The 12291-nt window shown below is 61.3% G+C and carries 12 protein-coding genes and 1 pseudogene; 8 read left to right on the top strand and 5 right to left on the bottom strand.

The features are described from left to right. Nucleotides 1-81 precede the first annotated feature (81 nt). Nucleotides 82-1263, top strand: coding sequence for an ROK family transcriptional regulator (locus FCN77_RS02350; RefSeq protein WP_137320956.1), 1182 nt, complete (start codon nucleotides 82-84; stop codon nucleotides 1261-1263). A gap of 115 nt (nucleotides 1264-1378) precedes the next feature. Here FCN77_RS02350 and FCN77_RS02345 read toward each other — a convergent pair whose 3' ends face one another. Then, entirely contained in the window at nucleotides 1379-1720 is a 342-nt protein-coding gene (locus FCN77_RS02345) for a hypothetical protein (protein ID WP_137320955.1), read from the bottom strand. Nucleotides 1721-2222: 502 nt separating this feature from the next. Between FCN77_RS02345 and FCN77_RS02340 the strand changes: the two genes are divergently transcribed. From FCN77_RS02340 to FCN77_RS27500, 4 genes are all read left to right on the top strand, one after another. Then, on the top strand, nucleotides 2223-3611 hold the full coding sequence (locus tag FCN77_RS02340; protein ID WP_137320954.1) for an RNA polymerase sigma factor: 1389 nt from the start codon (nucleotides 2223-2225) through the stop codon (nucleotides 3609-3611). Nucleotides 3612-3675: 64 nt separating this feature from the next. Continuing rightward, a complete protein-coding gene (locus tag FCN77_RS27505; protein WP_137320953.1) occupies nucleotides 3676-4683 on the top strand; it encodes an FAD/NAD(P)-binding protein in 1008 nt (335 codons plus the stop codon). Next, the gene (locus FCN77_RS02330; protein WP_137320952.1) at nucleotides 4658-5206 is read left to right on the top strand and encodes a hypothetical protein; all 549 of its coding nucleotides are present in this window, start codon (nucleotides 4658-4660) and stop codon (nucleotides 5204-5206) included. The genes FCN77_RS27505 and FCN77_RS02330 overlap by 26 nt, the downstream gene beginning before the upstream one ends. A 258-nt stretch (nucleotides 5207-5464) precedes the next feature. Next, on the top strand, nucleotides 5465-5707 hold the full coding sequence (locus FCN77_RS27500; RefSeq protein ID WP_137320951.1) for a nuclear transport factor 2 family protein: 243 nt from the start codon (nucleotides 5465-5467) through the stop codon (nucleotides 5705-5707). Between the two features lie 19 nt (nucleotides 5708-5726). On the opposite strand, the gene FCN77_RS02320 is transcribed toward FCN77_RS27500, so the two are convergent. Continuing rightward, a complete protein-coding gene (locus FCN77_RS02320) occupies nucleotides 5727-6587 on the bottom strand; it encodes an RNA polymerase sigma factor (RefSeq protein WP_137320950.1) in 861 nt (286 codons plus the stop codon). 430 nt (nucleotides 6588-7017) lie between these two features. On the opposite strand from FCN77_RS02320, the gene FCN77_RS02315 reads away from it, so the two are divergent. Next, entirely contained in the window at nucleotides 7018-7404 is a 387-nt protein-coding gene (locus tag FCN77_RS02315) for a nuclear transport factor 2 family protein (RefSeq protein WP_217496211.1), read from the top strand. 118 nt (nucleotides 7405-7522) lie between these two features. Here FCN77_RS02315 and FCN77_RS02310 read toward each other — a convergent pair. Continuing rightward, nucleotides 7523-8928 (bottom strand): annotated as a pseudogene (locus FCN77_RS02310) (NCS1 family nucleobase:cation symporter-1). Between the two features lie 294 nt (nucleotides 8929-9222). Continuing rightward, nucleotides 9223-10047 (bottom strand): MurR/RpiR family transcriptional regulator, encoded by an 825-nt coding sequence (locus FCN77_RS02305; protein WP_137320948.1) that lies wholly within the window; start codon nucleotides 10045-10047, stop codon nucleotides 9223-9225. 122 nt (nucleotides 10048-10169) lie between these two features. Here FCN77_RS02305 and FCN77_RS02300 point away from each other — a divergent pair, with 122 nt between their 5' ends. Continuing rightward, a complete protein-coding gene (locus FCN77_RS02300) occupies nucleotides 10170-10913 on the top strand; it encodes an aspartate/glutamate racemase family protein (protein WP_137320947.1) in 744 nt (247 codons plus the stop codon). 583 nt (nucleotides 10914-11496) lie between these two features. On the opposite strand, the gene FCN77_RS27495 is transcribed toward FCN77_RS02300, so the two are convergent. Continuing rightward, nucleotides 11497-11664: a hypothetical protein gene (locus FCN77_RS27495; protein ID WP_368074353.1), complete on the bottom strand. Its 168-nt coding sequence runs from the start codon at nucleotides 11662-11664 to the stop codon at nucleotides 11497-11499. Nucleotides 11665-11963: 299 nt separating this feature from the next. Here FCN77_RS27495 and FCN77_RS02290 point away from each other — a divergent pair, with 299 nt between their 5' ends. Beyond that, the gene (locus FCN77_RS02290; RefSeq protein WP_137320945.1) at nucleotides 11964-12266 is read left to right on the top strand and encodes a hypothetical protein; all 303 of its coding nucleotides are present in this window, start codon (nucleotides 11964-11966) and stop codon (nucleotides 12264-12266) included. Nucleotides 12267-12291 lie beyond the last annotated feature (25 nt).

The following is a 12291-nucleotide window of genomic DNA, read 5'->3' as shown; positions in this document are numbered from 1 at the left end:
GTCAAGAGGAAAGATTAGACCGCATTTTTGCCTTTTTATGGCAAAATTATGTGACGTTCCTCCCAACTCGAAGGACCTCTAGTGGATTCCTCTTTGTCGTCGGCCCGCAAGCGTCGAACGGCCGAACACGTACTCGGCGTGCTGACGGAACGTGGCCTCACCACGCGTGCTGAGCTGACCCAGCTGACGGGGTTATCCCGCAGTGCAGTCGGCAGCACAGTGGCTTCCCTTCTCGAGGACGGACTCATCCTCGAGCAGGCGCCCCCGGAGGAGGAGCAGAGCGGGCCCGGACGGCCTGCTACGGTCCTGGTCCCGCGGCGCCGGGAGGGAATTGTCTTGGCCCTCGATTTCGGGCACGGGCACGTCGCGGTCGCCGTCGCGAACCTGCTCGGTGAGGTGCTCGCCGACTCGACAAGGCTCCTGGACGTCGACGGAGAACCGAAACGCGCACTCGATATCGCGGTCGTCATGGCCCATGAGGCGCTGGCGACGGCAGGGCATGACGCAGGCGATATCACCGGCATTGCAGCCGGGATCCCCGGCGTTCTCGATACGCGGACCCGCATAGTGCGTGGCCCTACAATCCTGAGCGATTGGATAGGCCTCTGTCCCGAGGTCGAACTCAGCCGGCGATTCGGTCATCCGGTGGCCGTGGCCAACGATGCTGACATGGGGGCTCGTGGAGAGCACACTTTCGGGGCAGCAAGACGGCTGGACGACTTCCTCTACATCAAGGCCTCCCACGGCATCGGCGCGGGACTCGTCCTGGCGGGCAAGACATATCGCGGGTCTATCGGCATCGCTGGCGAGATCGGTCATACCACTCTTCAGGGAGCAACGAATTTATGCCGGTGCGGCAACCGCGGCTGCCTGGAAACCCTTGTCTCCGTCGATGAGGTCCGCAAGCAGCTTTCACAGGTCCTCCCACCCGGAAAGCTGTACGGCAATCATGCCGAGCTTCCCACTCTTGCGGAAATTGCATCCATTCCAGCCGCGGCCCGAGTCATCACCGACGCCGGCCGCACCATTGGAATCGTGCTGGCCGACATCGTCAACACTCTCAATCCCGCCGCCATTGTCTTAGGCGGGGAACTCGGCTCTGCGGGCGGGCCCTTCGCGGCCGGCGTTCGCGAGTCCATCGACCGATACGCCCTTCCGGTCAGCGCCGAAGCCGTGACCGTGCTGACAAGCGGGCTGCGACCGAGCGCAGAAATCCTTGGCGCCGTCGCTACCGCCATGCAACAACCGTCGCTCGCCCGCTAGTCACGTCAGCAGCCTGTGTGACCTCACCGGGGCCTCGCAAAGCAAAAGCAGCCCCCGCACGTTTCCTGGGGAAGCGTGCGGGGCTGCTCTTCTCTGGGCGGCGTGGACCGGCTCTTTAGTAGTCCTTGTGCATGCTGCCGGCGGTGGCGGCGCCGACGAGGGCGAAGATGATGAAAAGGACTACAAACAGGTACGAAGAGATGGTGACGCACCAGCCCATCACTTTGCCCAGGGTGGCCCGAGTGCCCAGCGCCTGGGCGCGGTTCGCGTTCACGATTGCCATTGGCCCGAAAACGAAACCAAGGACGAACAGCCCGATCACGGCATACGTCGTGGCTTTCCGCTCGTACTCTGCACCCTGGACGGACTCGGGGGAATTCTGGCCGTAGTAGGGCGGTGCCGACTGTTCGTACTGCTGCGGGGCCGGAAGCTGCTGGTCAATGTCAGGCTGAGTCATGCTTGCCTCTCGTAAGGGTTGATTCGCTGGTTTGCGCGGGAGGGTCCTGGTCATGCTGCTGTCACGGCGCATTGCGAATCCCCCACATGCACTGTTACCTGCGTTCGGACGGATCGTGACGGTGGGCCCAGCAGCAGTCCCTGCTGGACAAATACAAGTAACAGAAACATTCTTCCTGTCGAGCCAGCGCTTCGTGATAAACGTTGTTACAAGATTTGTCACGTTAGCGCTAACGGGACTTATCCCCGATCCTTGACTGTGGTGTAAATCACATGCGTTCCCGCGTCATGATTCGTGCCGGGCACGGTAAGTACTATGACGGTCGGGGTGGGCCGTCCTTTTGGGTTCAGAGGTTTCCGGCGCTTTCATCTAAGCGCTTAGGCGATCGTAGCCCGACTGAAGACGCTTGGAAGGTAAGTGGCGGTATGACAGGAACTCGGGGACGTCCCGGAAACTGCGACATCAGGTCAGTGAGAATAGCTGCCATCCAGGTAGTCCCGGGATGAGTACGAACAGTGTGGATGTATCGGACGAGGAACTGCTGCTGGCCTCCGCCCGGGCCGGGGAGTCTGACTTCATCGAAGTGCTCTACACGCGCCATAGGGACGCCGGCCTGGCCTTCGCCAAGCGAATCATTGGCAACAAGTTCGACGCCGAGGATGTCACTTCAGAAGCATTTATGAAGGTTTTCTCGGCAATTGACCGGGGCAACGGACCACAGGGACCATTCCGCCCCTACCTGTTTCGCGCCATCCGGACCTGCGCGGCCGATCACTGGGCCGCACAGTCCCGAGAAATGCTTACAGCCGAGATGGAAGCAACACCCCACGAGGATCCGGGGTATGACGCAGTCCTGTCCTCGGACGACCGCTCCCTGGCGGCCGCAGCGTTCGCCAAACTCCCTGTGCGCTGGCAGACAGTGCTATGGCATCTTGACGTAGAGGGCGAGCCGCCGCGGCGGGTGGCTCCCATCCTGGGTGTGGAGCCCAACGCAGTGTCGGCAGTAGCCATTCGTGCACGCCGAGGACTGCGGCAGGCTTTCCTTGAAGAGTATGTCTCGGCGTCCCTGGATCCTGAATGCCGGCCGACCCTGCCGCTGCTGGCAAAATCCATCGACAGCAGCCTCTCAACTAAGGACCAGTCCCGTCTCGACGATCATTCTGACGAATGCCTCAAATGCACCATGGCCCTGGCAAACCTGCGTGACGTCAGGTCGACCATGCGCCGGGCTATCGGACCGTGGTTCCTCGGCACACCTCTGGCGATGCCTGCTGCCGAGTCAGGTCACACACCCACATTGGACCGCTTTGTGAAATGGTTCCGTCGGCGGGCATTACAGCTGACCCGCCTGGCGCCACAATCGGCCTGGGCTGCTGGGGTCTGCCTGGTATTAGTCGTTGTCACAGGCACAGGGATTATGGCAGTGAACGACCAAGCCCAGGGAACGCAGGCGGCGACGACTCAGGAGCCAGCAACGGCTCCGTCCAGCACGGCCTCATCACCTGCTGCACCACGACAGACTGTCGTGCCCCCCATCCCTTCGACGGCCACCTCGACGCTTCCCGACAGGAAGGCAACACCGTCACCGGCACAAATCCCTGCACAGCAAGTTCCGGCACAGGAAATCTCCCCGGCACCACCGACGGATTTCGTGGGCAGCGAAGTCGCAGCACCAACGGGTGAGCCGTCTCCAACGCCCCAGCCAACAGCGCCGGCGGCACCCGCACCGTCTGCCACGGCAACTCCCACGGCATCGCCCCAGCCGACAACGCCGTCGTCCCCCCAACCAACTGGCACCGCAACACCAACTGACACCGCAACTCCCTCGCCCACGCCGACTCCGCCGGAGTGTGTCGATCTCCCGGCCATATCTATTTGCCAAGGCGGCTAGCACTCGAAGCATTGCCGACCTGACCAGCACCCTTGGATCTTTCCCTATTCCTGAAAGGTTACAAATGCGAATTGCACTTATTGGCGGAGGCCCAACAGCTGTCTGCGTTATGCATAGCCTGCTTCGGTCCCGGTCCGTCTTGGGTTCGGGCGAGCAACTGGATGTGACCGTGTTTGATCCGTCCACCGATCTCTGGTGTGGACCAAACTATGCTCCCGATCTTTCGGAGGCGCTTACCAACGTGCACGCAGCAGACATGTCGGCGCAGCACTGGAACGAGGATCACATCTCGGATTGGCTGAGGAAAAATCAGGTAGCGGAGCCAGTTGGCTCCACCTTCGTTTCCCGCCCCATGGTCGGACTCTACTTTCGGGACGCGGCTTGCGAGGCGGCCAATGATATGGAGCATTTCCGCCACGTTCTGTCAGCTGTGACCAGTATCCGCATGGAAGAGAACCAGGTTCACGTCGAGACGAGTGCGCAGAGCTATTCCTTTGACCATGCCGTGATGTGCCTGGGTACCAATACGTTCGCGGATCCTTACCAGCTTCAAGGCGTTCCAGGCGCTGTGGTATCTCCGTATCCCCTGAGCAAGACAGTCCTCCAGACCCGAGCCACTGATCGGGTCGCTATCGTCGGCACGGGCCTCGCTGCGATTGACGTGGTACTCGCGCTTAAGTCCTCGGGACATCAAGGGCCGATTACCATGGTCTCCCGGGGTGGCCTCCTGCCTCCGGTGCGTCGTCCCCGGCTTGAATACCAATTGCGGCACTTTACGGTCGACGCCGTTGAACGGCTGGCAGGGCTTGAACAACGGGAGCCCCGACGACGGGATGGACCTACTCGCGGGCACGTCCAGCTGAGGGACATGATCAACCTGATGTGGAGGGAATTCGGCGAGGCCGGCGCCTCAAGAGATGCCCGCTTCAGGAACTGTTTCCCCAGCGCTTCGGTCTGGAAAGGCTTCGGGACCAACTCCATCGCGTGGATGACGGCGAGATCGCTCTCCCTCTGGCCTTCAAATCCTCGCCACTACATTCGAAGACGTGTGGTACCTACTGGGGCCGGATGATAAACAGTTCCTTCACTCCAACTTCAGGTCGATTGTGGCCGGCCTAGCTGCCCCGATACCACAAAGCCGTGCACTTGAACTGGTCGATATGGCGGAAGCCGGTCAGCTTGGGGTTCACAGAGGTCTTCAATCCGTGCGGCCCACAGGCACCAGCCAGTTCGAGCTTTGCCTGGAGGACTACCCACCGCAAACTGTCGATAAAGTCATCTCGGCCACCGCGGTGGGTAGTCGGATCCCGCCAACTGCAGTTCAAATCATTGAGGCTTTGACCAGCTCCGGCCAGGCGCGTTTGCACCCCTTCGGCGGTTTGGAGGTGGACCGAACCACCAGCCGCATTCTTGACGACAGCATGACACCCCAATCACGGCTTTATGCCCTCGGGGGAACTGTCAGCGGCGCTCTCTACATTTTTAATTCCCTGATGTTGACCCGCCGACGTTCAGCCCACGTCGCTGACGCCATTATCGGTGGAGGTGAAAGCAGTCCCGACAGCCAACAGGACAGGACGGTCCAGATGGCGTAGCACGCTATCAGAACGGCAGCCACTCATACTTATTTGCCAATGCGGCTGAGCGGCGCATCGTCCATGAGTCAGTCGGCAGAGTCTGCCGCCAGTTATCGAAAGCAAGGAAGCAACCATTCAGTCCCGGATAGACCCGACAGCTGAGCACCTTCGGTCCATTGAAAGGATACGGCTGAACGCTCTCGTGACCGCCGACATAATCCTTGCCCGCCCCTCCACAGCCGGGACTTCCATCTGGTGACGCCGGACGGGGTTTCGATGACGCGGGATCAGTATCTCGGTGCGATAGAAAGCGGCCGCATTGACTACGCAATGTTCGAACCCGGGGAGATGTCCGTTCGCGTCAACGGCAACTTGGCGGTACTTCGATACCGGGCCGAACTTGAGGCGACCCATGATGGTCAGCCCGTCCCGCGCAGAGCATACTGGCACACTGCCTGCTTCGAGAGGGAGGGGCCCATCTGGCAGGCGGTGTGGTCTCAGGCAACAGCGGTCCGATGAGCCTTCGGAACTGGAACGGTTACCGAAGTCCCAATGTGCGCGCCAACCCATGCAGCACTGGCACGGCGGCCCCGAGAATCGCCTTCTTCACGTCCGTGAGGGTGCTCATTCGTTCCACAACATCGGCTACGCCGGAAGCGTGAAGGAACCCCTGGACGGATATGCCGGTATCCAAGTGCCCTGCCATGTGCATCGAAATCACTGCACCAAAGACCAGCGGCGTGCCGGCAGCCCGCATTCGTGAATGCACTTCACGCAGGCCCTGCGCGGCGGCTGTACAGTCCGAACAAACATGGCGGTGCAGATTCACCTTCAAAATGTCACGGCGCGAGGCGGTATCCATCACCATACGGGCCAGCAGTGGCAAATACTCCCGGCATCGTTCCCCGGCTGCACTCCCTACATATTCAACGAGGTAGGCTTCGCGCAGTCCACGGCGCGCCCTTCGCACCAACGCGGAAACAGCATTGGCCTCGATTTCCAGGATCGGCGCCAGTTGCCGTGGTCGGAGCCCAACCACATCCACATGCCAAAGAACTTGTTGCCATCGCCGGGGAAGTGCCGCGAAGGCCCGCGATGCCATGGCCCGTTCCCGCATCCCGTCAACATGTGCGTATCCACCGTCTTCGGCCGAAGTTTCGGGAACGTGTTCCGTGGCGTATTCGTAGCTTCGCCTGCGCCAGTGATCCGCTGTGCTGGTACGGATAGCACGGAAAAAGTAGGGACGAAAGGGACCTGTAGGGCCCTTCCCTGACCGCATAGCGGACAGGACCTTGAGGAAGGCATGTGCCGCCAGTTCTTCGGCGTCGTTATGGTCCCTGGTCAGGCTGTAGGCAAAAGCAACGCCGGCATCCCAATGTTCCAGGTGCAGCATCGTCATCGCATGAGGGTCTGCCGCGGCGCTGGCTCGGACAATTCCGGCCTCACCGTCCGGATCAGGGAGGGCCTGAGAGGCGCTCTCCCGGGTCTCGGCCACGTCGTGAGCGCTCACATCAGGGCCGTCATCACACTGAGGCGGATCTTTTCCACATGCCCTCCACGTTGAGACTGTGTCTTTCCCCCAGGTAGTGATCCTACTCACATGTAGACAATCTCCCGAATTATCTTCATAAATGACGCGACTCCAGCCGAACTGGAATCCTTATTCGTGGGGACAACAAGCCCCATCGCGCCTTGGATTCGGCGTTGGAACGGAACGGAGAGAGCAAGAAAGCCGCTGGAACCCTGCCTCTCCCCTGTCGTGCCAAAATATAAGCCGACTTGTCTTCGGCTATTTCGAAACGTTCGCATCCGGCCGGATGAAAGGAACAATGAACAACCCGCTGGCAGATCCAACAGAGCAGCTGCGCTCAGTCGAGCGAACCCGGATTCAGGCTCTGGTCTCGGGAGATATGGCTGTCGCCCGGTTACTTCACAGTCCGGCCTTTCAGATCATCACGGCGATCGGCGAGAACATGAGCCGGGACGAGTACCTCTCTGCGGTGGAGTCCGGAACCGTCCAGTATGTGCGGTGGGAACCAGGAGACATCGCTGTGCGGTTCCACGGGGACGCCGCCGTCCTGCGCTATCAGGCACGCAGGGAAGTGATTTTCGGAGGATCTCCGATGCCCCCAGCAAGCTACTGGCACACGGACCTCTATGAGCTGACCGACGGTGCCTGGCGGGCGGTCTGGTCGCACATCACCGAGATCTATTAGCCATTAGCCCGCACAACGCCAGGACGTTGCGCTGGCCGGCCTTCGTCCTCCCGGACAGCTCCGGCCCTCATGTCCACGGACAATCCACTCTGGGCCCCGGCCCATCCGCAACCTCCTCTTAGACCAGTGCACCGTCGTTCGCCTCGACGCCGTTCGGCTCCAAGCTGATCATCGGGGAGCGCTTTTCGAAGTACCAGAAGGTCAGCAGGCCCAGTGCGCAGCCAAGGAACCAGCTGTAGTTGCCGATCCATGTGGCGTTGACCGTGGTGGCTCCCGAGTCCAGCAGCATCTTGGGGATCAACACCGAAGCAATGGAGACGATGCCGCTGATGGCCACTGACTTGACCGCGTTGGGGTTGTAGCCGTTGCGGAACCAGTACTTGCCGCTGGGCTGCATCGTGTACATGTCCTCAACCCACACCTTCTGCTTGCCCACGAGGTAGTAGCCCGCGATCAGGATGCCGAAGAGGGGCCGATCAGTGCGCCGAGTACGCCGAGCGTGTAGTGGATGGCGTCGTCGTTCGAGTACCAGTTCCACGGGGTCAGGATGACGGATCCGACGGCGGCGATCATGCCGCCCATGCGCCAGCTGATCTTCTGCGGTCTGACGTTGGAGAAGTCGAACGCCGGCGAGATGAAGTTGGCCACGATGTTGATGCCCACGGTCGCGATGACAAAGGTCAGCCCGCCGAGCAGCACGGCGAAGACCGAGTCGATTTCCTGAACGGTCTTCACGGGGTCCGTGATGAGGTGGCCGAAGACGGGGATCGTGGCCGACGCCGTGATGACCGTCAGGAGCGAGAAGAACAGGAAGTTGACCGGCAGGCCCAGGAGATTGCCTTTCTTGACCGCCTTGAAGCTCTTGCCGTACCGGGCGAAGTCGCCAAAGTTCAGCATGGGTCCGGAGAAATAGGACACCACCAGCGCGATCGCGGAAATCGTGACCGGGATGGACGCCGCGAAGTCCAACGGCGCGCCGGCGGACAAGTTGAGGCTGATATTGCCGATGCCGGCCTTGGATACCAAGTAGATCGCCAAGACCACCATGACCACGTAGACGGCAGGACCGGCGAAGTCGATGAACTTGCGGATGCTTTCCATGCCGTTCCAGAACAGTGCAGCCTGGGCCACCCAGAGGATTCCGTAGCAAATCCAGCCCAGGGCGGAAAGGCCGAGGAAGCCGTAGTGCTGGACGTCGTACAACGGTTTCATGGCCGGGAAGAACTTCAAGAACACGATCACCAAGGCCTCGGAGGCCAGGAAGGTCTGCACGCCGTACCAGGCGACGGCAATCAGGCCGCGGATGATGGCCGGGATGTTGGCGCCCTTGACGCCGAAGACTGCCCGGTTGATCACCGGATACGGCACACCGGTCTTCTGGCTGGGCTTGGCCACCAGGTTGCAAAAGAACTGGACGATCACGATGCCCACCAGCAGGGCGACCAGGACCTGCCAGCTGGCCAGGCCGAGGGCGAAGAGGCTGCCCGCCGTCACGTAGCCGCCGATGCTGTGAACGTCCGACATCCAGAAGGCGAACAGGTTGTAGCTGCTCCAGCTCTGGTTTTTCAGGGGCGCCAGGTCTTCGTTGCTCAGCCGCGGATCACGGTGTTCGGCGGCTTCGTCAATCGGACTGCCAAGCAGGGTGCCGGGCGCACCAGTTTGCTCTGGGGCGAGTTGTGCTTCGGCCATCGGTTTCCTCGAATCAGGGTCATCCACGACAGGGGCAGTCGTTTCACTGATTCAATTGAATGGAACAGATGTTTCAGTGTCGTTTCCGGGCCGCTAATTCTTCTTTACGCTTTGCCCGCGCGCGGGGATTCACCGCCGCTCGATCTCTCCCAGCGAGTCGAAGACGCCGGTGATTTCCCTGACGCGGTCCCTTCCCGACCGGCCCCTCGCTGCCAGCACTCCGTTCGCGAGGACGCTCATGAGGCTCATCGCAGAGGCGTAGCTGTCGAAGGCGGCGCTGCTCTCCACGGGGCACTCGATCCAGAGGGAGGCCTCCGCTGCAAGCCAGCGGGCGCTGGGGTCGGCGATCAGGATGGTGCTCGCGCCGGTGGCGGTGGCGGCTTTCAGGACCTGGTGGAAGCCGTCCGGCCTGCGCCGGAAGCCGAGCAGGACGACGATGTCGTTTGCGTCCAGCCCTGCCAGTTCTTCACCCACGCTTTGGCCCGGCTGTGGAGCCAGATTTACCGAGGCACGGCATTGCAGGAGCTGCTGCCGGAGGTGGAGGGCTACAGGGAAGCTGTTGCGGAAGCCGATCAGCAGGACGTTCCGGGCCTTGGCCAATTGCTGCGTCACCTTGAGGAGGCGATCGTCGTCGAGCGTGTCGAAAAGCCGGTTCAGGTTGTGCTGTTCCGTTGCCGAATGCAGGGGGATTCGGCCGTCGGCTTCCTGCGTGGCGAGCGGCACTCCGCTGGACCGCAGGCTCCGGGTGTGTTCCTTGACCTCGTTGAAATCCGCGAACCCCAGGCGGCGGAAGAGCCTGCTCATGGTTGCCTTGGAGACGCCGCTCAGCTGGGCGAGCTCGGCCGCGTTGTAGACAGCCAGGTCGCCCAGGCGGTCCAGCAGAGTGTCGGCGGCCTTCTGCTCCTGCGGCCCTAGTCCCGAATAGTGTTGTTCGATTCGCTCGTCGATCCTCATGAAACAACCGTCTCACGGCGCACGGCAAGGTCAATCACCGGCTCCGCGAACAGTATCCATCCGGGGCATACTTCTGAGAGAGCAGCTTCAAACCCTCAACGCCAGACTGCAGGAAAGGAACCATGCGAATTCTCGTTGCCAACGTCAACACAACCCAGTCCATGACCGACACCATCGCCGCCCAGGCACGGCAGGTTGCGGCCGCAGGAACGGAAATCATCGGACTCACGCCCCGGTTCGGTGCCGATTCCTGCGAAGGAAATTTCGAAAGCTATCTCGCAGCCATCGGCGTGATGGACACGGTGCTGTCCTATGAGGGGCCGTACGACGCTGTGATCCAGGCCGGCTATGGCGAACACGGTCGCGAAGGACTGCAGGAACTCCTCGACGTTCCGGTAGTTGACATCACCGAGGCCGCTGCCAGCACTGCGATGTTCCTCGGGCACAAATATTCGGTGGTCACCACCCTGGACCGGACCGTGCCCTTGATCGAAGACCGGCTGAGGCTTGCCGGACTCGATGCCCGCTGCGCGTCTGTCCGCGCCAGCGGGCTGGCAGTCCTGGAGTTGGAAGAGGACCCGGACCGCGCAATCGAAGCCATCGTGGAGCAGTCGCTGCTCGCGGTAACAGAAGACAAGGCAGAGGTCATTGTCCTGGGCTGCGGCGGCATGGCAGGGCTGGACGAGCAGATCCGGCACAGGGCTTCAGTGCCAGTGGTGGACGGGGTGGCCGCCGCCGTCACTATCGCGGAGTCGCTCGTGCGGATGGGGTTGTCCACGTCAAAAGTCCGGACGTACGCCACTCCTCGCGCCAAGACCATCACCGGCTGGCCGTTGGCGGTAGCGGATGCTACTGCCGCGCCCTGACGCTCTCACCAACGGCGCTGAAGCCGCCCGATCCCAAAGGTTGGCAACAAAACCGTCATGGTTACCCTATGGGCCAAATAATCCTTGCCCGCGGATGCCCCACGTCTCCGCAGCACAACATTGGTACACCAGGGGCGTCAAATCGTGAAGCGAGTAGCTTCAGTCGGAAGCGCATTGCCTCCCTGAGAGCGAGCCGTCATACAAGCGGAAGCCGGCCGATAATCCCAGCATAGGGACTGCCCGAACATGACTTGCATCCCTTGTCCGGGCCGAACCCAGTCCGGGATTAATTACCCCAAGTCCTGCAGAAGAACGTCCTGACCGTCAGCGCCTTCAGTGAGACTCCATCTCTAGCGCGGTGTCGGGTCACCGCGGAGACGGCTAAAGATGATTTGATCGCGCCCTTCGCGTCGCGGAACTGGGCGTGGCGCAAGTTAGCCGTTGTTACCGTGTTCAGGGCAGTACGGATCCGTTGGTTTCGGGTACGCGGGGTGGTAGCGCCATCGCGGGCAGCTACAGCCGGGGTAGATGTTCGTGGCCCTCGTCCAAAAGGACTCCGCCCCTGTCCCGACTATCGGACCAGTCATGAGCGACCTCCAGTCGCATGCAGCGGCCAGTGGGGCATCGAGACCGCCTCGGGTGCGTTCGAGCCAGTGAGATCCACGATGCTCCCGGTGGCCGCGACTTCTTGAACGGCCCAGATACCGGCGATCGCGGCATCCTCCTGAGCGTAAGCCTCCGAGGTAAGCATCACCGAACCATCCACTGCGACCAACCGGAACCTGTGGTCCCCCTCCCCGTCCAAATACAATTCAAAGCCAGCGGCCATGGCGTTCTCCTAACCTGACGCGGGGCCTCCATGCCCCGACTCCAACAAAACCGTCTTGGTTTAGTACCGGCCGCGCCGCATTTCGTGACGCCGAACGGACAGAGAACCCCGTCCTTCCAACGCACAGCGTCACGAATCAGGCCCTGTCCGGTAATAGACAGTGATGCTCCTGCTTCAGCAGACTCCCCGAGTCGGCGGGTGCAGGGAATGAGAGGACAGACATGCCCAATGCACTGATCACGGCTCCTGTAGCGCCGGCCAACGGGGGCCGCGGGGCTGCCCTGCACGCGCTGAACGCCATCCGGCGTGCACCCAGGATGGCGATCCTCAGAAGCATCAAAGCCGGACATTTCTATACGGGCCAAGAGATCGAAGACCTGATCGGGTTTTCAGCACAGGAAGCCTTGCCGCACCTGGCTGTGCTCCAGGAACTTGGCATCCTCCTGCACGACGAAGGTCAATTCAGCCTCAACACCGAAGTCCTGCATTCCCTGCTTCTCCAGACCAAAACCATTTCCAAGTAGAGGTAAGGTCAGTCTGTTTTGATTC

Origin of the sequence: Arthrobacter sp. 24S4-2 (assembly GCF_005280255.1) — a bacterium.
GTDB lineage: Bacteria > Actinomycetota > Actinomycetes > Actinomycetales > Micrococcaceae > Arthrobacter.
This window is presented reverse-complemented; position numbering and strand designations above follow the sequence as displayed.

What these genes read in the sequence shown, in the direction of transcription:
- FCN77_RS27500 (WP_137320951.1), top strand. Translation starts at nt 5,465, where the DNA reads ATGACGCGGGATCAGTATCTCGGTGCGATAGAAAGCGGCCGCATTGAC.
- FCN77_RS02290 (WP_137320945.1), top strand. Translation starts at nt 11,964, where the DNA reads ATGCCCAATGCACTGATCACGGCTCCTGTAGCGCCGGCCAACGGGGGC.
- FCN77_RS02340 (WP_137320954.1), top strand. Translation starts at nt 2,223, where the DNA reads ATGAGTACGAACAGTGTGGATGTATCGGACGAGGAACTGCTGCTGGCC.
- FCN77_RS02315 (WP_217496211.1), top strand. Translation starts at nt 7,018, where the DNA reads ATGAACAACCCGCTGGCAGATCCAACAGAGCAGCTGCGCTCAGTCGAG.
- FCN77_RS27505 (WP_137320953.1), top strand. Translation starts at nt 3,676, where the DNA reads ATGCGAATTGCACTTATTGGCGGAGGCCCAACAGCTGTCTGCGTTATG.
- FCN77_RS02345 (WP_137320955.1), bottom strand. Translation starts at nt 1,720, where the DNA reads ATGACTCAGCCTGACATTGACCAGCAGCTTCCGGCCCCGCAGCAGTAC.
- FCN77_RS02305 (WP_137320948.1), bottom strand. Translation starts at nt 10,047, where the DNA reads ATGAGGATCGACGAGCGAATCGAACAACACTATTCGGGACTAGGGCCG.
- FCN77_RS02320 (WP_137320950.1), bottom strand. Translation starts at nt 6,587, where the DNA reads ATGACGATGCTGCACCTGGAACATTGGGATGCCGGCGTTGCTTTTGCC.
- FCN77_RS02300 (WP_137320947.1), top strand. Translation starts at nt 10,170, where the DNA reads ATGCGAATTCTCGTTGCCAACGTCAACACAACCCAGTCCATGACCGAC.
- FCN77_RS27495 (WP_368074353.1), bottom strand. Translation starts at nt 11,664, where the DNA reads ATGCTTACCTCGGAGGCTTACGCTCAGGAGGATGCCGCGATCGCCGGT.